The following is a 19,826-nucleotide window of genomic DNA, read 5'->3' as shown; positions in this document are numbered from 1 at the left end:
TTTTAAATTAAATAATTCCTTTTAGTATTTAGAGGTTGTCGGGTCTTTTTAAAGTCACACTACTCAGTTGCAGTTTTCAGTTTTTTGTTCTTTAAACTAAATCAATGTTTCTGAATATTGTAACAAACAAATGCTTTAAAAAATACAATTTGTCTTTTCTTTCTTTCAATTTGTATTTACTATTACTAGCTTTGCATTTCTCAAATTTAATGAAAATTAGATTTAAATACTATCAATAGTTATAAACAAAATTATGTCAATAATTACCCTTACAACAGACTACGGCTTGAAAGATCACTTTGTGGGATCGCTGAAGGGTAAAATACTTTCTGAAAATCCAGAGGTTCAGATTATTGACATTTCTCATGACATTGATCCTTTTAATACTGCCGAGGCGAGTTACATTATTGGCGCTTCTTATTTGAGCTTTCCAAAAGGAACTGTACACTTAATTGGTGTTGATATTGAACGTAACAAAGAAAACCAGCATATTGCCATGCAGTGGAATGATCATTATTTTATTTGCGCCGATAACGGAATCCTGAGTATGCTTACGCAGAAGATTGTACCGCAGAAAATTGTGGCTATTAATATTCACGATCGTTTTCCGATTGAGGCTACAGATTTGGATATTTTTATTCAAGTAGCTTCGCATTTGGCAAAAGGCGGATTACTAAATGTTATCGGAAAAGAAATCACGGCAATTAAAGAAGCAACCGAATTGCAAGCTGTTGTGGCAAGCGACGGAAATTCTTTAAAAGGTTACGTAATTTACATCGATCATTTTGGAAACATTGTAACTAATATTTCTAAAAAACAATTCTTAGAAGTTTCGCGCGGACGCCCGTACGAAATCATCATGAAATCGAAAAACATCAAAACAATTCTGCCAAATTATTCTGCCATTGCGACTTCAGACAAATATCCGATTAAAAACTACGAAGGGGAAAAACTGGCTATTTTTAACGAAGCTGGTTTTCTAGAAATTGCCATTTTTAGAAGTAATCCTTCTAAAGTCGGTTCTGCTAATAGTTTGTTGGGATTAAATTATCGTGATGTGATTACGATTAAATTCTCCTAATTTTAGATTTTAGATCTATTCTCTGGCAGATTTTACTGATTGAGCAGATTATTCATTACATCATAAACATAGCCCGTGGTTTCAACCACGGGGACGCATTATATAAACGTTGTGTTCCCGTGGTTGAAACCACGGGCTATATTTGAAAAAAAGGTGAAATCAGAATTTAAAAATCGACATTTTATAATATTTCAATTTTTAATTAAAACAACAATCAAATTTGTATTTTTGCGCACCTGTAAGACTTTAGACAATTCAAAAATCTAAAATCTAAATTCAGAAATCTAAAATTGCAAGCATGTTTGTTCGAATAGTAAAAATGAGTTTTCACGAAGAAAAAATTCCTGATTTTCTGGAGAATTTTGAATCTGTGAAAGACAAAATACGAAATGCAGAAGGAAATCGTTTTTTAGAATTGTATCAGGACAAAAATGACAAATGCATTTTTTTTACATATAGTTATTGGGAAACCGAAGAAGATTTAGAAAATTACAGAAATTCGGAACTTTTTAATACCGTTTGGAATTTTACAAAGAAATTATTCAATGCAAAACCAGAAGCGTGGAGCGTTGATAAACTGGTTAGCTTAAATTAGTTTCAGGTTTAAGGTTTCACGTTAAGCGTGGAACTTGAAACATGAAACAAAAAAAACTTGAAACAAAATATATGAAGTCTATAATTCTAAGAGAAATAAAATCCTTTTTTGGCTCGCCAATTGGCTATTTGGTCATTGCGATTTTCTTAATCAGCAACGGACTATTTTTATGGGTATTTGAAGGAGATTATAATATTCTAAATTCAGGCTATGCCGATTTAACTCCATTTTTCACTTTGGCGCCTTGGATTCTAATTTTCTTGATTCCAGCCGTAACCATGAGAAGTTTCTCTGACGAAAAAAAACAAGGAACTTTAGAGTTGCTTTTAACCAAACCTTTATCAATCTGGCAAATCGTAAACGGAAAATTCTTTGGCTCGTTCTTGTTAATTATTTTAGCCATTATTCCAACCTTAATTTATGTAAAAGTAATTTCAGATTTGGGTTCGCCTGAAGGCAATATCGATATGGGAAGCACAATTGGTTCTTATTTCGGATTATTGTTTTTAATTGCTTCTTATTCAGCAATAGGAATCTTTACATCTACCCTTTCAGAAAATCAGATTGTAGCATTTATTATTGCCGTTTTTCTTTGCTTTTTCTTTTATTTTGGTTTTGAAGGCTTGAGTTCGCTAATTCCAGGTTCAGGTGATTTTATTTCTGTTTTAGGAATGCAGAATCATTTTAAAAGTATGAGTCGAGGTGTTATTGACACTCGAGATATTATTTATTTTTTAAGCATTTCAATCGCTTTTTTATCTTTTACTGTTTATCAATTAAAATCTTTTAAAGCGTAATGAAAGCATCTACAAAACAAAATATCAAGACGTTAGGAATTACAATTTTTATTTTAATTGTTTTAAATATACTTGGAACGCTATTTTTTCATCGTTTTGATTTAACGAAAGACAAACGTTATACGTTATCGCCAACTTCATTAGGAATTATAAAACAAGTTGAAAATCCGCTTTCTATAAAAATTTATATGGCTGGCGAACTTCCTGCCGATTTTAGACGTTTACAGCAAGAAACAAAACAATTATTAGAAGAATTTCAAGCATATAATAAAAATATAGTTTTCGAATTTGTTGATCCGTTAGCAAACGAAGAAGAAAGCGATGAATTGACAAAATCACTTTTCGAAAAAGGCTTAACGCCCGTAAACATTACGGTTGATGATAAAGGAAAACAATCTCAAGCAATGGTTTTTCCGTGGGCTGTTGCCGTTTACAACAACAAAGAAGTTAATATTCCATTGTTGAAAAACAGAATGGGTGCTTCTACGACACAAAAAGTAATTGGTTCTATTCAGCATTTAGAATATTCTATTGCAGATGCGATTAATAAAGTCACTAAAAACAAGCAGAAAAAAGTTGCTATTATTAGAGGAAATGGCGAACTGAAAGAGATTTACATTGCTAAAATGCTTTTGCAAATTAGAGAAAGTTATTTTATTGGTCCGTTTACATTAGATTCTGTAGCCAAAGATCCGAACGGAACTTTAAATGCGCTTAAAAAATACGATTTAGCCATAATTTCTAAACCAACAGAAAAATTCTCTGACGAAGAAAAAGAAGTTTTAGATCAGTTTATTATTAATGGAGGAAAAACGCTTTGGCTAATTGATCAGGCCGCTGCCGATATGGACAGTTTGTACAATGATGCAGGTGCTACTCTGGCGTATCCGAGAGATTTAAACCTGAACGATATGTTCTTCAAATACGGATTCAGAATTAATCCTGATTTGGTGAAAGACGAGCAAGGAAGTCCGATAAAACTAGCAACTGGCGAACAAGGAAGCGCAACTCAATATCAAGATTTCATCTGGAAATTTGCGCCGCAGGTTTATCCAACAAGCCAGCATCCCATTGTAAAAAATCTTGGCGGAATTAAATTCGATTTTGCCAACCCAATTGACACTTTAAAAAACGGAATCAAGAAAACGGTTTTATTACAATCTTCACAATATTCGAAAACAATCGGAACGCCAGCAGAAGTAAATCTGAATATGGTAACCGAAAAAACAACGCCTGAAGAATATGTACACAAAGGCAACAAGGCTATGGCTGTTTTATTAGAAGGTGAATTTCATTCTGCCTTCGAAAATAGAGTTTTACCATTTAAAGACAATTCTTTTGCCGTAAAAGGAAAACCAAACAAAATGATTGTAGTTGCCGATGGAGATTTAGCTAGAAATCAACTAGATAAAAATTTAGAACCAGTAGAATTGGGTTACGATCAAAGAACTGGTAATTTATATGATAATAAAGACTTCATCATGAATAGTATTAATTATTTGCTTGATGATACCGGACTTATTAACATCAGAAGCAAAGATGTCGAATTGCCTTTATTGGACAAAGAAAAAGTTTATCAAAGTTATACTTTTACCCAATTCATAACTATCGGAGTTCCAATTCTAATTTTATTGGTTTTCGGACTTGTTTTTACCTTTTTAAGAAAAAGAAAATACAGCAAGTAGATGTTAATAAAAAAATTGCGAAACTAAGAATGTTTACGATATATTTGTAAAACCTTACTTAGTTGAAGAAAAACTGAGAAAAAGAGCAAAAAATAAAACAAAAGACGATGAAATTTATAGTATCGAGTTCGTACTTATTAAAACAATTACAAGTTTTAGGTAGTGTAATTAACAGCAACAATACACTTCCTATTTTAGATAACTTTTTATTTGAACTAGACAATAATGCGTTGACCGTTTCTGCTTCAGATCTTGAAACGACTATGTCTGCTACATTATCGATCGATTCTACAAGTAAAGGAAGCGTAGCAGTACCTGCTAAACTTTTGCTTGAAATTTTAAAAACTTTCCCAGAACAACCTTTAACTTTTACTGTTGAAGATAACAATACAGTAGAAATCAGCTCTAATTCTGGTAAATATGCGTTAGCTTATGCTGCAGGAGAAGAATTCCCTAAAGCTGTAAGTTTAGAAGATCCATCTGTAACACTTGTTCCTGCAGAAGTTTTAGCAACTGCAGTTAGCAAAACTATTTTCGCAGCAGGAAATGACGATTTACGCCCTGTGATGTCTGGAGTTTTCTTCCAGTTTTCACCAGAAGGATTAATATTTGTTGCAACAGACGCTCATAAATTGGTAAAATATGCACGTACAGATGTAAAAGCATCTCAAGTTGCAGATTTTATTATGCCTAAGAAACCTTTAAACATTTTAAAAAGTATTTTAGGAAGTTCTGATGCTGAAGTAAAAATTGAATACAACGATTCAAATGCGACTTTCTCATTTGACAATTATATTTTAATGTGTCGTTTAATTGACGGAAAATACCCGAACTACGAAGCGGTAATTCCAAAAGAAAATCCAAACAAATTAATGATTGACCGTTCTTTATTTTTAAGTTCTGTACGTCGTGTTGCGATTTTCTCTAACAAAACTACACACCAAATTCGTTTGAAAATTGCTGGAGCTGAATTAAACGTCTCTGCAGAAGATATCGATTACTCAAATAAAGCAGAAGAAAGATTAACTTGTGATTATCAAGGAGATGATCTTCAAATTGGTTTCAACTCTCGTTTCTTAACAGAAATGTTGACTAATTTACAATCTGACATGATTATGCTTGAAATGTCATTGCCTAACAGAGCTGGAATCTTAACTCCAGTTGATGGTTTAGAAGAGGGTGAAACGGTTACGATGCTCGTAATGCCTGTTATGTTAAATAGTTAACATCAAAGTTTCTTTTTGTTACAGGGATATTTTTTAGTTCAATATTAAAGATATATCATTGTAAAAAAAAAATATCGCTATTAACCAACCATTTTTTATACCTAGAAACCGCAATTCCTATAAAGAGTTGCGGTTTTTTATTTTTGGTTGGGTTTTGTTTCAGGTTTCAAGTTTCAGGTTGATATACTATACGTACAGTTTTACCGCAAAGACGCCAAGGTTTACGCAAAGTTCGCAAAGTTTTTACTCAAAGCTTTGCGAACTTTGCGTTTTCCTATACATTGTCTAAATCAAAAAAACTTGCGCCCTTTGCGTTTAAATTCAGCACAATCCAAAAACCTGAAACAACAAATTTTCCGTATCTTTGAATTATGAAAATAGAAATTTGGTCGGACATCATGTGTCCGTTTTGTTATATAGGAAAAAGACAATTGGAAACTGCTCTTTCAGTATTTCCAAATGATAATTTTGAAATTGAATGGAAAAGCTTTCAGCTTGATCCAACAATTACTGCGCAACCTGATACAGACGTTTACACGTTTTTAGCAGAAAGAAAAGGCATGTCGGTTGAACAATCTAAAGAAATGCATAAAGGCGTTGCAGAACGCGCTAAAAGCGTTGGTTTAGATTATAATTTCGATAAAGCTGTTATCTCTAATTCTTTAAACGCACACAGAATCATTCAATTGGCTAAAACTAAAAATATTGACGATCGAATGGAAGAAATTTTCTTTAAAGCCTATTTTACTGATGGTCAAGATCTAAACAACGGACCTACTTTAATAAAATTAGGAATTCAAGCCGGTCTTGCCGAAAATGAAGTTAGAGAGGTTTTAGAAAGTGATGATTTGTTTATAAAAGAAGTTCAATCTGATATTAAAGAAGCTGGAGAAATTGGTGTTCAAGGCGTTCCATTCTTTGTGTTCGATAGAAAATATGCCGTTTCTGGAGCACAGCCTGTAGAAACTTTTGTAAATACAATTCAGGAAGTTCTGAAATAATCACTTTAAATTCTCTTTAATTAAGATTGAGATTTTATAACTTTTACAAAATCCTTTGTAAATGAATCTGTTCTGATCTTCATAACTTTATTTTCATTTTAAAAAATAGCGTTATGAGATCAATATGGACAGGTTCTATTAGCTTTGGCTTAATTAATATTCCCATAAAACTTTTTTCTGCGGTTCAGGAAAGTTCTCTAGACTTGGATATGCTGGATAAAAATGATAATTCCAATATTAAATTCAAAAGAGTCAATGAAACCACAGGAAAAGAAGTTGCTTTTGCCAATATTGTCAAAGGATATAAAATAGACGACAAATATGTTATTCTTGAGGATAAAGATTTTGAAGCTGCAGATGCTGAAAAAACGAAAACTATCGATATTCTGAATTTTACTCTCGAAAAAGAAATTGACAGTTTATACTACGAACAGCCTTATTATTTAGAGCCCGATAAAGGTGCAGCAAACGCTTACGCTTTATTAAGAGATGCAATGGCATCTACAGGAAAAGTTGGCGTTACCAGTTTTGTACTTCGAAACAAAGAAGCACTTGCTATTCTTAAACCTTATAAAGATGTTATTGTTTTAAATCGTATTCGATTTGAACAAGAAATTAGAGATACAAGCGAGCTTAAACTTCCTGCGGTTTCCAAAACAAAACTAAAAGAAATTGATATGGCAAATAAATTGGTAGAACAATTAACAGAGCCTTTCGATATTTCGAAATACAAAGACGAATACACTGCAAAACTTTTAAAAATTATAAAAGACAAAGCCAAAGGCAAAAAACAAACTGCGCCTAAACTTAAAGTCGTTCATAAACAATCAGATGATTTAATGAGTATGCTAAAAGCAAGTTTAGAAAATAAGAAAAAATCTTCTTGATTAAATAGCTTCAGACTTTTTCAAAATAGACTTTATATCTATTCCTTTACCTAAAACTGGCGCCCATAAATCGCCTTTCTTTTCAAAACGTTTCAAAACATTTTTGATTGTAAATTGTTGCGGAGTCAATTTAGCATTTACTTCACTCCATTCTAACGGAGTTGAAACGGTTGCTCCAGGTTTTGGACGAACAGAATAAGGCGCCGCCAAAGTCTGTCCTTTTCTGTTTTGCAAATAATCGATGTAAATTTTACCTTTTCGTTTTTTAATAGAACGTTCTAAACTAGTTGTGTCTGGTAATTTTTGATGAACTTCATGAGCAAGAATTTCTGCAAATATTTTTACAGAATCGTAATCGTATTTTCCGCCAAGCGGAATATAAACATGTAATCCTGACGCCCCAGAAGTTTTACAATAACAAGGAGATTCAAAACTATCCATAACTTCTTTTACAGCCAAAGCTACTTTTACAACTTCTTTAAAATCATCTTTTTGAGGATCAATATCTATTACAACCCAATCCGGATTATCAATTCGCTTTATTGTTGAATTCCACGGATTGATGTCAATACAACCCAAATTTGCCATGTAAAGTAAAGATGCTTTATCGTTACAAATCAGATAATCAATATTAGCGTTGTTCGATTCTGAAAAGATTTTTTTAGTTTTAATCCAAGTTGGAATTTTATCTTCATCTACATCTTTCTGATAAAAACTAGGCCCTTCAATTCCGTTTGGAAATCGATTCATAGATTGCGGACGATCTTTTAAATACGGAAGAATTAATTCTGAAACTTCATTATAATAATTTACAATTTCTCCTTTCGTAATCTGATCGTCAGGAAAATAGATTTTATTCTGATTCGTAAGATGAAGCTTTACTTTTCCGACTTTCAAATCAAAATCATTTTCGTTTTTATCTTTATTAAGTATTTCTTTTTTCATTGTAGTTTCTTTTTTAGGCGTAATTATTTCTTTAGAAAAAACAGCCTCTTTAGGATTTTTATCCAAACGAAGTCCCAAATAAACTGGCTGTCTTAAATGATTTTCCTGAGTCCATTCTGCAAATTTTACCTGACAGACAAATTTGGGCTTAATCCATTGTACAATATCTCTTAAACCCGTTTTCTGCTCTAACGGACTTTCATCAATAAAATACGGACTGAATTTTTCGTACAATTCTTTTAGCGTTGCTTGCGTAAATCCTGTTCCGCATTTTCCGATAAATTTCAAGACTTTATTTTCGTATTGTCCTAACAGCAAAGCTCCAAAATGTTCTCTGGAATTTTTAGGTTCAGTAATTCCGATAATTATGGCTTCTTCAGCTTGAGAGATTTTAATTTTCAGCCAATCTTTAGATCTTTTGCCTGATGTATAAGATCCAGAAGCTCTTTTGGCAATAATGCCCTCTCCATTTTTCTTTACAGCTTGATCAAAAAATTTAATTCCTTTTCCTTGAATGTGTTCCGAATAAAAAACATTGGTAAAATCATATTTTTCAAGTAAAATTTTGAGTAATTCTTTTCTCTGGAGCAAAGAAAGTCCAGTTAGATCATTTCCGTCCAGATTTAAAATATCAAAAACATAATATTTCAAATTTCCTCTTCCTGTTTTTAGAAAATTTTGAAGTAACTGAAAATCAGAACGACCAGCTTTTTCCACCACCACTTCTCCATCCAAAACAACATTGTGATCGATTTTTTTTAAATCTTCAGCAATTATTTGAAAATTATCCGTGAATGAAATTTTGTTTCTGCTAAACAATTCAACATCATCCGAATTACAAACCGCAATTGTACGATAACCGTCAAATTTGTTTTCAAAAACCCAATCTTCATCATTAAAAGGTTTGTCACTTAAACTTGCCAGCATTGGTTTTACAAAAGCAACTGGTTTATCTTCCTCAATTGTTTTCTTTATCGGACTTACTTTTTTTTTAACTGGTTCAGGCTTATTTTCTTTCTCTAAAGATTCTAAAGTTCGTCTTGAAATAACCGATTTATTTTTGAGCGTAATATCAACTTTATCAGCGTATTGGTCTTCCTTTTTAATTAAAAGCCAAGCATTATCTTCTTTACCTTTTAATTTTACCAATGAAAAACTTCCTTTCAGTTTTTTTCCTTTCAAAACAATTCTCAAATGTCCCTTTTTCAAATCGGCTAATAATTGTTTTTCAGCGCTAAGATTGCTTTCTTCTCCTGGCTCGTAAGTTCCATTATCCCAAACAATCACGTTTCCAGCACCATAATTCCCTTTCGGAATATTTCCCTCAAAATCTTTATAACTGTAAGGATGATCCTCAACCATCATCGCCAAACGTTTAATATCTGGATCTAATGAAGGTCCTTTTGGAACTGCCCAGCTTTTTAAAACACCATCCATTTCTAAACGAAAATCATAATGAAGATGAGACGCAGCATGTTTCTGAACAACAAAAATTAATTTGCTTTCCGATTTAGCTTTTTTCCCTTGAGGTTCTTTCGTTTCCTTAAAATTTCTTTTCTGATTGTATTTCGTAAGCGACATATTTTCAGGTATTTATTATAATATAAAGCTATAAATAATTGTAAAAAAATGAGTTATACAATTTCCATTTCTTATTACAGTATTATTTTTAATCTAATTACTAAAAACGTAAAAGCGTGCTACTTACATGTAAACAGCACGCTTTTATTATTTAGTTTTTTATAATTAACTAAAAAAAATTAATGACCAGCTCTACCTTTTGAATCTGTTGATTTTGTAGTAGTGCTTTTTCCTCTAGAACCAGATGTTGATTTTTGAGTTTTTCCAGAATCTTTCATTCCAGATTTCGAATCTTTTCTTGAAGTTTCCATAATGTTTTAATTTTTAAATAATTAATAGATACAAAGTTGCAAAATTACTTTCAGGCGTTTTTTACAGAATTACATTTGATTTTTATAGAATGAAAATCAGCTGATAAACGAATCATGTAAAATTAAAATCAAATCGTATAATTTTTTTAATCTTCTAATTATCAAATTTGTATATACAAGTTGAAAAATTATTAATTTAAAAAAGCAGCTATGAACACAGAATCAGACAACCGATACACTGCAAAATTAAATGATTTTAAATGTAGCAAACCAGATCATATTGATACCGCTCATGAAAATGAAGCGCTAGACCAAGAATTTACATCGGGAGAAAATCCAGATTATAATTACAGAAACGAATGCAATCAATTTGAAGATTGCTATGAAATAATAGAAAGCGGTTTGAACACAGCTGAAGACAACACGCCTTTTTCTAGTTATGACGAAGTAAATCCTTATAACAGTTACAATTTAGATCCTGAAGATCATAAATATGACTGTCCGCCTTATCGAAATTTTGAACATTAAAACCAAGAACCATGACACCAAAATATAAATATTCTTACGCAATGCTTAATTTTATAAACGCTTTTACGTGTGTTTTAAGCATTTCTCTTATTACTTATCTAATAATTGCAACAAGATAGTAAATACAATTATCTAATTAAAAGAGATGAATCCGCCACTATTACAGTTTAACGATAAAGGAATTTACTGTCAGCAGGCAGATGTTTACCTTGATCCTTGGCGACCGGTAAAAAATGCTATTATAACGCACGGGCATTCTGATCATTCTAGATGGGGACATCAAAATTATATTACACATCATTCTAATGTGCCAATTATTAAATATCGTTTAGGAGAAATCAACGTTTCTGGCAAAGATTGGAACGAAACTTTTACTATAAATGGAGTAAAATTTTCTCTTCATCCTGCAGGACATATTATTGGTTCGGCACAAATTAGAGTAGAATATAAAGGCGAAATCTGGGTTTTTACAGGAGATTATAAAACAGAAGACGACGGAATTTCTGTTCCTTATGAAGTTGTAAAATGTCATTCTTTCATAACCGAATGCACTTTCGGACTTCCAGCTTTTAATTGGGAATCTCAAAAAGATGTAATGACCGAGATTAATAATTGGTGGGTAGAAAATCGAGCTGAAGGTAAAACTTCCATACTTTTTGGATATTCTTTAGGAAAAGCGCAACGTTTACTAAAATATCTTGATCCAAATATTGGTACAATATACACGCATGGCGCAATCGAAAATATGACAAATATTGTTCGACCTTTAATTGATTTACCAGCAACAATTAGAGTAACTCAAGAAACTAAAAAAGAAGATTTACTTGGAAATATTGTTCTCGCGCCACCAAGCGCGCACGGAAGCACATGGATAAGAAAAATGACTCCTTTTGTAACCGGAACTGCAAGCGGTTGGATGGCTTTTCGTGGTGCAAGACGCAGACGTGCCGTTGATCGCGGATTCGTTATCAGCGATCATTGCGATTGGACAGGTTTACTAGAAAGCATCAAAGCAACAGGAGCCGAAAAAATAATCTGCACACACGGATATTCTGATATATTTTCCAAATATCTCCGAGAATTAGGTTATGATGCCAGAACCGCTCACACTCAATATGAAGGAGAAACAAACGACGCCGCAAATGATGAGTTATGAGTTATAAGTTCAAAGGTTATCAAACCATCAACAATCAACTATAAACCAACAACCAAAAAATGAAAAACTTTGCCGAGCTTATAAAAACCTTAGACAGTTCTAATAAAACATCGGTAAAAGTTGATGCTTTGACTAATTATTTCTTGAAAGCAAGTGATGAAGATAAAGTTTGGACAATTGCAATCCTTTCGCATAGGCGTCCGCCTCGACCTGTAAATACTACTTTATTACGATTATGGGCAAATGAAATTGCTAATATTCCGCTTTGGCTATTTGAGGAAAGTTACCATATTGTTGGAGATTTAGCCGAAACAATTGCGTTGGTTATTTCCACGACAAAAGAACATTCTGATAAAAGTTTAACGGAGTTTTTACAGGAAATTATCGCTTTAAAAAAGAAAGATGATTTGGAGAAAAAAGAATATCTGCAAACCAATTGGTTGAATTTGAATTATTACGAACGCTTTGTTTTTACAAAATTAATTACAGGAAGTTTCAGAATTGGTTTAAGTCAGAAGTTGATGACGAGAGCACTTTCTAAAGCAGAAAATATAGACGAAGATACGCTGGCTTACAAATTAATGGGCGATTGGAATCCGAATACGATTACTTTTCAGGAATTAATTTTAGATGAAAGAAGTAGCGATTATTTATCAAAACCTTATCCGTTTTATTTGGCTTATCCGATTGAAGGCGAGCTAGAAAGTTTAGGAAATCCTGAAGATTGGAGCGCCGAACATAAATGGGACGGAATTCGTTCTCAAACTATTATTCGTGAAAACGAAATTTATGTTTGGTCTCGCGGAGAAGAATTGGTAACCGATAAATACCCTGAATTTCAATCTTTCATCGGAAATATTCCAAACGGAACTGTTATTGATGGTGAGATTCTTCCTTTTATAGAAAATGAAATTGGAACTTTTAATGATCTTCAAACTCGAATTGGACGAAAAAATGTTCCAGCTTCTGTTCTCAAAAAATCACCCGTTATCATTAAAGCTTATGATTTATTAGAATGGCAAGGAAATGATATTCGAAATCTTCCTTACGAAGAGCGTCGTACTTTATTAGAAGAATTATTCACCACTTTAATTGGAAAAGATATTCCGCTGCAGCTTTCAGAAAGAGTTACTTTTTCTACTTGGGAAGATGTTGTAAATGAAAGAATGAAATCTCGCGAAATGAAAAGCGAAGGTTTAATGCTCAAACGAAAAGATTCTCCGTATTTAGTTGGAAGAAAAAAAGGCGATTGGTGGAAATGGAAAATTGAACCTTTAACCATAGATGCCGTTCTCACCTATGCAATGCGTGGTCACGGTCGACGATCCAATTTATTTACCGATTATACTTTTGCTTTATGGCAAGAAAACGAAAACAGTGAACGTGAACTCGTCACTTTCGCGAAAGCGTATTCTGGCTTAACCGATGCAGAATTTAGAATGGTCGATGATTTCATTAAAAAAAACACTTTAGAGCGATTTGGTCCCGTGAGAAGTGTAACTCCAAAATTGGTTTTTGAAATCGGTTTTGAAGGAATTGCACTTTCTAAAAGACATAAAAGCGGCGTTGCAACTCGTTTCCCACGAATTTTAAGATGGCGTCACGATAAAAAAATTGAAGAAGCCAATTCTATAGACGATTTAAAAAATATGATTTTATAAATGAACAGAGAGCAGCTATTTACAATCGCCAGCAATTGGTTTGAAAGTCAGGGATGGAAACCTTTTCCGTTTCAGACACAAACATGGACTGCTTTTCTGCAAGGAAAAAATGGTTTACTGAACGCGCCAACAGGAAGCGGAAAAACCTATGCGCTTTGGCTTCCAATCATTTTAAATTATATTAAAGAAAATCCGAATTATAAAACCAAGCATAATCCTGGTTTAAAAGCAATTTGGATTACGCCATTGCGTTCTTTATCAGTAGAAATCAAACAAGCTGCAGAACGAGTTTTAACAGATTTAGAAATTCCGATGACAGTTGGAATTCGTTCTGGAGATACTTCTGCAGCAGAAAGAGCCAAACAAAAAGGCAAAATGCCCGATTTATTAATTACAACTCCAGAAAGTCTACAATTGCTTTTGGCATCAAAAGGATATGCCTCTACTTTTAAAAATTGCAGTTCGATTGTGATAGACGAATGGCACGAATTGTTAGGAACTAAACGAGGCGTTCAAGTAGAATTGGGTTTATCCCGACTTAAAACTATAGCCAAAAACCTTAGAATTTGGGGAATTTCAGCCACAATTGGAAATCTTCAGCAAGCGCAAGAAGTTTTACTCGGAGTTAATTCTGAAGCTTACAATAACTCCGTTTTAATAAAAGCAGTTATCAATAAAAAAATAAAAGTTGTTTCTATAATTCCGCCAAAAATGGATACATATCCTTGGCGCGGACATATGGGTTTGCATTTAATTGATGAAGTGGCGAAAATTGTAAAAGCCAGTAAAACCACTTTAATTTTTACAAATGTGCGTTCCGCATGCGAAATTTGGTATCAAAGATTATTAGAAAAATATCCTGAATTTGCGGGAGAAATGGCAATGCATCACGGAAGTATAGATCGAGAAACCAGACTTTGGGTAGAAAATGCGATTCGAAATGAAGAATTAAAAGTCGTAGTTTGTACGTCAAGTTTAGATTTAGGTGTTGACTTTGCTCCTGTCGAATCGATTATTCAAGTTGGCGGTCCGAAAGGCGTTGCGCGTTTTATGCAGCGCGCCGGACGAAGCGGGCATCAGCCGGGAAAAGAAAGTGTAATTTATTTTCTGGCAACACATGCAATTGAATTGATTGAAGCTTCGGCACTGAAAAAAGCAGTCGAACATAGTGTTATAGAAGATCGTGTTCCGTATTTGAACAGTTGGGATGTTTTAATACAGTACCTCAACACTTTAGCTGTTTCTGACGGATTTTATCCTGATGAAATTTTTAAAGAAATTCAATCAACTTTTAGTTATCAAACCATTACCAAAGAAAACTGGAATTGGATTCTCAATTTTATTACCAACGGAAGTCAGAGTTTGCAAGCTTATGACGAATTTAAAAAAGTAGAAATTGATGAAAACGGCTGTTATAAAATCAATAGTAGAATGATTGCAATGCATCACAGAATGCAGATTGGAACTATTGTTGGCGATGCTGTTATGAATGTAAAATTTTTAAGCGGAGGCTATATCGGAACTATTGAAGAATGGTTTATTTCGAAATTAAAACCTGCAGATACTTTTATTTTCGCAGGAAAAAAACTGGAGTTATTTAAAATCAGAAACATGCAGGTTTTGGTAAAAAAAGCGAGTCCGAAGAAAGAATCTAAAATTGCAAGTTGGATGGGAGGCCGTCTGGCTTTATCTTCTCAAATGAGCGAATTGCTTCGTCAGGAATTATATCGTGCCAATACTGATAATCTTTCGCCAGAATTAAAAGCTTTACAACCTTTATTTTTAAGACAGCGAAAAGAATCTATTGTTCCGAGTTCAGATGAATTTTTAATTGAAACTTTCAAAACAAGAGAAGGATTTCACGCTATTTTTTATCCTTTTGAAGGTCGATTTGTACACGAAGCTTTAGCTAGTTTATTGGCGTATCGAATTAGTTTATTGCAATCTATAACTTTTTCATTAGCTTATAATGATTATGGTTTCGAATTACTTTCAGATCAGGAAATTGACATTGAAGCGGTTTTGGATAATAATTTATTTTCAACGGAATATGTACATCATGATTTGCAGAAAAGCTTGAATTCGACTGAAATGGCTCGCAGAAAATTTAGAGATATTGCCGTTATTGCTGGATTGGTTTTTACAGGTTTTCCGGGAAAAATGGTTAAAACAAAACATTTACAAAGCGGTTCTCAATTATTATTTGAAGTTTTTAGAGATTTTGAACCCGATAATTTATTATTGCATCAAGTCTATCGCGAAACATTTGAACATCAGTTAGAAGAAGGACGTTTGATTTTAGCTTTAGAACGAATTGCTAGTCAAAATATCATTTGGAAAAAATGTTTAAAACCAACGCCTTTTAGTTTCCCAATCATTACAGATCGATTGAGAGAAAAATTGTCAAGCGAAACTTTGGCAGAAAGAATTCAGAAAATGACGGCTTCTTACATGAAATGATAGTTTATGAAAATTCAAATCAACAACGATACTTTTATATTACATCCAAGCGGAGCCGTTTTTTGGGAAAGAAAAAAAACAGTAATTATTTCTGATGTTCATTTAGGAAAAATTACTCATTTTAGAAAACATGGAATTGCAATTCCGCAAAATGCCATTTCAGAAAATTTTAGAAAAATCACTCTTGTTTTGGATTATTTTCTTCCCGAAAAAATCATTTTTTTGGGAGATTTATTTCACAGCACTAAAAATACAGAATGGAATATTTTTGAAGAATGGCTTTCTAATCACAAACAAGAAACTTATTTAATTACTGGAAATCACGACATTATTGATGAAAGTCATTATAAAAAAATCGGCGTAATCGTAACAGAACTTTTAGAAATTGACAACTTCTTTTTCACACACCATCCTACAGAAAAAGAAGATTTATTTAATTTTTCAGGGCATATTCATCCCGGAATTGTCTTACGTGGCTTGGGTTTGCAGACTTTAAAACTTAAATGTTTCTTTTGCAAACCAAACCAAATAATACTTCCCGCATTTGGCGAGTTTACAGGAAAATATTTTCTTAAACCTAGTCCACAAGACACAATTTACGCCATTGCAGGAAATGATGTAATTGAAATCAATAAAGACTGATAAAATACCAAACAAAACATATATAATTAACAATCAGTTATTTATACGAATTTATTCTCAAAAATAAAAGAATTATCTTTCAAAATTTAGGCTTAATTTAGTTTAACAAACATCTAAAGCTTAGAAAATGAAGAATATTACATCAAAATTTGACAAAGTTCTCAACAATTCTACGACCTACGGAAATGTTAATCACGAACCAGATTCGAGTACTGAAACGCAATTGAACACCCCAGAAAAATCGATGCCGTTTTCAGATCAGATTGGAAATTACCAGCGTAATATCGGAATTCCGCTCAAATCTCACGAAAACAGTAAAATCTATATTGTAGGAAGCGGAATTGCTGGAATGGCTGCTGCTTATTATTTTATTCGAGACGGAAGAATTCCGGCGAAAAACATTACTTTTTTAGAACAACTTCACATCGATGGAGGTTCTTTAGATGGTTCTGGAAATCCGAAAGATGGCTATATGATTCGTGGCGGCCGTGAAATGGATATGACTTACGAAAATCTTTGGGATATTTTTCAAGATATTCCAGCTTTAGAAATGCCTCCACCTTACACAGTTCTAGATGAATATCGTTTAATAAATGATAATGATTCGAATTATTCGAAAGCAAGATTAATTCATAAAAATGGTGAAATTAAAGATTTTAGCAAATTTGGTCTAAACAAAAAAGACCAATTGGCGATTGTAAAACTTCTGCTGAAAAGAAAAGAAGAATTGGACGACTTGACTATTGAAGATTATTTTAGCGAATCATTTTTAGAAAGCAACTTTTGGACTTTCTGGAGAACGATGTTCGCTTTTGAAAACTGGCATAGTTTGTTAGAATTAAAACTTTATATGCATCGGTTTCTTCACGCAATTGACGGGTTAAATGATCTTTCGTCTTTGGTGTTTCCGAAATATAATCAGTACGATACTTTTGTTACGCCACTTCGAAAATTCCTTGAAGAAAAAGGTGTTAATATTAAATTTCATACCCTTATCAAAGATTTAGTGATTCAAAGTAATACTGAAGGAAAAATTGTTGAAGGAATTATAACGGAACATGAAGGAAAAGAAACCAGAAATCCAGTTGGAAAAGATGATTTTGTAATCGTGACAACAGGCTCAATGACCGAAGATACTTTTTATGGAGATAATAAAACTGCTCCAATTATCGGTATCGATAACTCAACAAGCGGAAAAAGTGCGGGATGGATGTTATGGAAAAACCTTGCCGCCAAATCACCCATTTTTGGAAAACCAGAAAAGTTCTGCACAAATATTGAAAAATCTTCTTGGGAATCGGTTACATTGACTTGCAAACCTTCTGCTTTTGTAGAAAAACTAAAAGAATACTCTGTAAACGATCCGTATTCTGGAAAAACAGTTACGGGCGGAATCATCACCATAACAGATTCTAATTGGCTAATGAGTTTTACTTGCAACAGACAGCCTCATTTTCCAGATCAGCCAGATGATATTTTGGTGCTTTGGGTTTACGCATTGTTTATGGACAAACCTGGAAATTACATTAAAAAAGTAATGCCAGAATGCACCGGAGATGAGATTTTGACCGAATTATCTTTTCATTTAGGAATTCTAGACAAACTTGATAATATACTGGAAAACACAATTGTAAGAACCGCTTTCATGCCTTATATCACTTCGATGTTTATGCCAAGAGCAAAAGGCGATCGTCCACGCGTTGTGCCAGAAGGATGCAAAAATCTTGGATTAATAGGACAATTTGTTGAAACCAATAATGATGTTGTTTTTACTATGGAAAGTTCGATTAGAACGGCTAGAATTGCAGTGTACAAATTATTGAATTTGAACAAACAAGTTCCAGATATTAATCCGTTGCAATATGACATTCGACATCTTTTAAAAGCTGTGAGAACATTAAATGATGGAAAAGCATTTTTAGGAGAAGGTATTCTACATAAAGTCTTAAGAGGAACATATTTTGAACATATTTTACCGCCAATTGAAGAAGATAAAGATGATCATGAATCTTTTATTGGCGAGCAATTTAACCGTTTTAAAGATTGGCTCAAAGGAATAAAAGATTAGCAAAATAAAACCCAGTAAAACTAAATTTACTGGGTTTTTCATTATTTATGAAAGCTTATTTCTAATTATAACTATTGCTCATCATTATTCATCGCCGACATTAAAAGCGTATAAGCATTCTTTACAATTACTTTTGAAGAACTAGAAATCGCATCGGAACTAATTTGTGAAAACCCTTCATTTTTAACTCCAGATTTTACTTCAGTCATCTGAAATTGGTTGTTTCCAATATCTGTGAATACGTAAAATTTACCTTGCCAACGCACCACAGCATCTTCAGGAACTGTCAATGCTTTTTGATTTTCAACTTCAACCTCAGCATTTATAAAAAGACCAGGCAAAAGTGCAGGATTATAAGCATTTACATGACAAATAATTTCTGCGGCTCTATCTCCGTTCAAACTTTGATTTATAAAAGCAATTTTAGCCGCATATTTTTTGTTTTCCGAAGTATTTGTAAACGCCACAACAGTTTGTCCGATAGAAAGTGAAGCGACATCTTTTTCGAACGCATTTAGAGTCAAAACGATATCTTTTTTATCAATCAATTCAAAAAGCATATCGGTCGGATTTACGTATTTTCCGATATTGACATTCACTTTAGAAACCAAGCCATTTATTGGAGAAACTACTTTTATTGTTTTGCTAATGTTTCCAACATTCAACGTTTTAGCATTAATTCCTAATAAATTTAATTTTTGTTCTAATGAAGACATTGTAATGCGTTGTGTTCTCATTTCGGTCGTAATTTGTTCCAAAACTTTATCGCTCGCCGCTTTATTTGCATTCAATTCTTTTTGCCTTTTATGTTCATTTTGAGCCAAATCGAACTTTTCTTTTGCCATTAGATAATTTTGCTGCAATTCGATAAACTGCATATCTTCCAAAACAGCTAAAACTTCTCCTTTTTGCACATTCATTCCGGCAATCAAATTGGTGCTTTTTACATAACCTCCTAACGGAATACTAATACTGATTACACTTTTTGGCGGAACTGTAACCGTTCCATTAAGCTGTAAAATCTCCTTTACATTTTTCACCGTTGGATTACCCGATTGTAAATCAGCATTTTTAATCTGTTCAGCGCTTAATTTAATGATATTGATATTTTTGACCTCAGTATTTTTGTTCTCTTCATTTTTCTTATTTCCGCAAGAAATCAAGAAAATAGCGCTTAAAAACGCTCCAATATATTTTTTCAT

At 32.9% G+C, this 19,826-nt stretch carries 16 protein-coding genes; 13 read left to right on the top strand and 3 right to left on the bottom strand.

All coding sequences use genetic code 11. From position 1 onward, the window contains the following. The first annotated feature begins 253 nt into the window (after positions 1–253). The 7 genes from NYQ10_RS09730 (at position 254) to NYQ10_RS09700 (ending at position 7,272) form a co-directional block, all read left to right on the top strand. Positions 254–1,081, top strand: coding sequence for an SAM hydrolase/SAM-dependent halogenase family protein (locus NYQ10_RS09730; RefSeq protein ID WP_289880368.1), 828 nt, complete (start codon positions 254–256; stop codon positions 1,079–1,081). Positions 1,082–1,379: 298 nt separating this feature from the next. Next, positions 1,380–1,676, top strand: a complete 297-nt coding sequence (locus tag NYQ10_RS09725; protein WP_289880366.1) for a putative quinol monooxygenase — start codon at positions 1,380–1,382, stop codon at positions 1,674–1,676. 71 nt (positions 1,677–1,747) lie between these two features. After that, on the top strand, positions 1,748–2,473 hold the full coding sequence (gene gldF / locus NYQ10_RS09720; protein WP_289880364.1) for a gliding motility-associated ABC transporter permease subunit GldF: 726 nt from the start codon (positions 1,748–1,750) through the stop codon (positions 2,471–2,473). Then, positions 2,473–4,158 (top strand): gliding motility-associated ABC transporter substrate-binding protein GldG, encoded by a 1,686-nt coding sequence (gene gldG / locus NYQ10_RS09715; protein WP_289880362.1) that lies wholly within the window; start codon positions 2,473–2,475, stop codon positions 4,156–4,158. The genes gldF and gldG overlap by 1 nt, the downstream gene beginning before the upstream one ends. 107 nt (positions 4,159–4,265) lie before the next feature. Beyond that, complete coding sequence (gene dnaN / locus NYQ10_RS09710; RefSeq protein ID WP_229356253.1) at positions 4,266–5,384, top strand: DNA polymerase III subunit beta; 1,119 nt, start codon at positions 4,266–4,268, stop codon at positions 5,382–5,384. Positions 5,385–5,755: 371 nt separating this feature from the next. Then, positions 5,756–6,385 carry a DsbA family oxidoreductase gene (locus NYQ10_RS09705; RefSeq protein WP_289880359.1) on the top strand — a complete coding sequence of 210 codons (630 nt, stop codon included), beginning with the start codon at positions 5,756–5,758 and terminating at the stop codon, positions 6,383–6,385. Positions 6,386–6,498: 113 nt separating this feature from the next. Further along, entirely contained in the window at positions 6,499–7,272 is a 774-nt protein-coding gene (locus NYQ10_RS09700; protein WP_289880358.1) for a Ku protein, read from the top strand. On the opposite strand, the gene ligD is transcribed toward NYQ10_RS09700, so the two are convergent. After that, positions 7,273–9,798: a DNA ligase D gene (ligD, locus tag NYQ10_RS09695; protein ID WP_289880356.1), complete on the bottom strand. Its 2,526-nt coding sequence runs from the start codon at positions 9,796–9,798 to the stop codon at positions 7,273–7,275. Between the two features lie 179 nt (positions 9,799–9,977). Beyond that, the gene (locus NYQ10_RS09690) at positions 9,978–10,109 is read right to left on the bottom strand and encodes a hypothetical protein (RefSeq protein ID WP_255596598.1); all 132 of its coding nucleotides are present in this window, start codon (positions 10,107–10,109) and stop codon (positions 9,978–9,980) included. 210 nt (positions 10,110–10,319) lie between these two features. Between NYQ10_RS09690 and NYQ10_RS09685 the strand changes: the two genes are divergently transcribed. From NYQ10_RS09685 to NYQ10_RS09660, 6 genes are all read left to right on the top strand, one after another. Beyond that, on the top strand, positions 10,320–10,637 hold the full coding sequence (locus NYQ10_RS09685; RefSeq protein WP_289880354.1) for a hypothetical protein: 318 nt from the start codon (positions 10,320–10,322) through the stop codon (positions 10,635–10,637). Positions 10,638–10,782: 145 nt separating this feature from the next. Further along, positions 10,783–11,793, top strand: a complete 1,011-nt coding sequence (locus tag NYQ10_RS09680; RefSeq protein ID WP_289880353.1) for a ligase-associated DNA damage response exonuclease — start codon at positions 10,783–10,785, stop codon at positions 11,791–11,793. A gap of 59 nt (positions 11,794–11,852) precedes the next feature. Beyond that, the gene (locus NYQ10_RS09675) at positions 11,853–13,454 is read left to right on the top strand and encodes an ATP-dependent DNA ligase (protein ID WP_289880350.1); all 1,602 of its coding nucleotides are present in this window, start codon (positions 11,853–11,855) and stop codon (positions 13,452–13,454) included. After that, the gene (locus NYQ10_RS09670; protein WP_289880347.1) at positions 13,455–15,914 is read left to right on the top strand and encodes a ligase-associated DNA damage response DEXH box helicase; all 2,460 of its coding nucleotides are present in this window, start codon (positions 13,455–13,457) and stop codon (positions 15,912–15,914) included. A gap of 6 nt (positions 15,915–15,920) precedes the next feature. Beyond that, on the top strand, positions 15,921–16,556 hold the full coding sequence (pdeM, locus tag NYQ10_RS09665; protein ID WP_289880345.1) for a ligase-associated DNA damage response endonuclease PdeM: 636 nt from the start codon (positions 15,921–15,923) through the stop codon (positions 16,554–16,556). Between the two features lie 127 nt (positions 16,557–16,683). Further along, positions 16,684–18,624 carry an oleate hydratase gene (locus NYQ10_RS09660; RefSeq protein WP_289880343.1) on the top strand — a complete coding sequence of 647 codons (1,941 nt, stop codon included), beginning with the start codon at positions 16,684–16,686 and terminating at the stop codon, positions 18,622–18,624. Between the two features lie 71 nt (positions 18,625–18,695). On the opposite strand, the gene NYQ10_RS09655 is transcribed toward NYQ10_RS09660, so the two are convergent. Then, positions 18,696–19,826, bottom strand: a complete 1,131-nt coding sequence (locus tag NYQ10_RS09655) for an efflux RND transporter periplasmic adaptor subunit (protein ID WP_289880342.1) — start codon at positions 19,824–19,826, stop codon at positions 18,696–18,698.

The organism is Flavobacterium johnsoniae (assembly GCF_030388325.1).
In the GTDB taxonomy this organism is placed as follows: domain Bacteria; phylum Bacteroidota; class Bacteroidia; order Flavobacteriales; family Flavobacteriaceae; genus Flavobacterium; species Flavobacterium johnsoniae_C.
Note: the sequence above shows the minus strand (reverse complement) of the source record. Positions and strands in the feature narration are given on the sequence as shown.

Excerpts from the sequence above, each read along its gene's own strand:
- gldF (WP_289880364.1), top strand. The coding sequence starts at position 1,748 with ATGAAGTCTATAATTCTAAGAGAAATAAAATCCTTTTTTGGCTCGCCA.
- NYQ10_RS09690 (WP_255596598.1), bottom strand. The coding sequence starts at position 10,109 with ATGGAAACTTCAAGAAAAGATTCGAAATCTGGAATGAAAGATTCTGGA.
- NYQ10_RS09660 (WP_289880343.1), top strand. The coding sequence starts at position 16,684 with ATGAAGAATATTACATCAAAATTTGACAAAGTTCTCAACAATTCTACG.
- dnaN (WP_229356253.1), top strand. The coding sequence starts at position 4,266 with ATGAAATTTATAGTATCGAGTTCGTACTTATTAAAACAATTACAAGTT.
- NYQ10_RS09675 (WP_289880350.1), top strand. The coding sequence starts at position 11,853 with ATGAAAAACTTTGCCGAGCTTATAAAAACCTTAGACAGTTCTAATAAA.
- ligD (WP_289880356.1), bottom strand. The coding sequence starts at position 9,798 with ATGTCGCTTACGAAATACAATCAGAAAAGAAATTTTAAGGAAACGAAA.
- NYQ10_RS09680 (WP_289880353.1), top strand. The coding sequence starts at position 10,783 with ATGAATCCGCCACTATTACAGTTTAACGATAAAGGAATTTACTGTCAG.
- NYQ10_RS09685 (WP_289880354.1), top strand. The coding sequence starts at position 10,320 with ATGAACACAGAATCAGACAACCGATACACTGCAAAATTAAATGATTTT.
- NYQ10_RS09725 (WP_289880366.1), top strand. The coding sequence starts at position 1,380 with ATGTTTGTTCGAATAGTAAAAATGAGTTTTCACGAAGAAAAAATTCCT.
- NYQ10_RS09730 (WP_289880368.1), top strand. The coding sequence starts at position 254 with ATGTCAATAATTACCCTTACAACAGACTACGGCTTGAAAGATCACTTT.
- NYQ10_RS09700 (WP_289880358.1), top strand. The coding sequence starts at position 6,499 with ATGAGATCAATATGGACAGGTTCTATTAGCTTTGGCTTAATTAATATT.
- NYQ10_RS09705 (WP_289880359.1), top strand. The coding sequence starts at position 5,756 with ATGAAAATAGAAATTTGGTCGGACATCATGTGTCCGTTTTGTTATATA.
- pdeM (WP_289880345.1), top strand. The coding sequence starts at position 15,921 with ATGAAAATTCAAATCAACAACGATACTTTTATATTACATCCAAGCGGA.
- NYQ10_RS09670 (WP_289880347.1), top strand. The coding sequence starts at position 13,455 with ATGAACAGAGAGCAGCTATTTACAATCGCCAGCAATTGGTTTGAAAGT.
- gldG (WP_289880362.1), top strand. The coding sequence starts at position 2,473 with ATGAAAGCATCTACAAAACAAAATATCAAGACGTTAGGAATTACAATT.
- NYQ10_RS09655 (WP_289880342.1), bottom strand. The coding sequence starts at position 19,826 with ATGAAAAAATATATTGGAGCGTTTTTAAGCGCTATTTTCTTGATTTCT.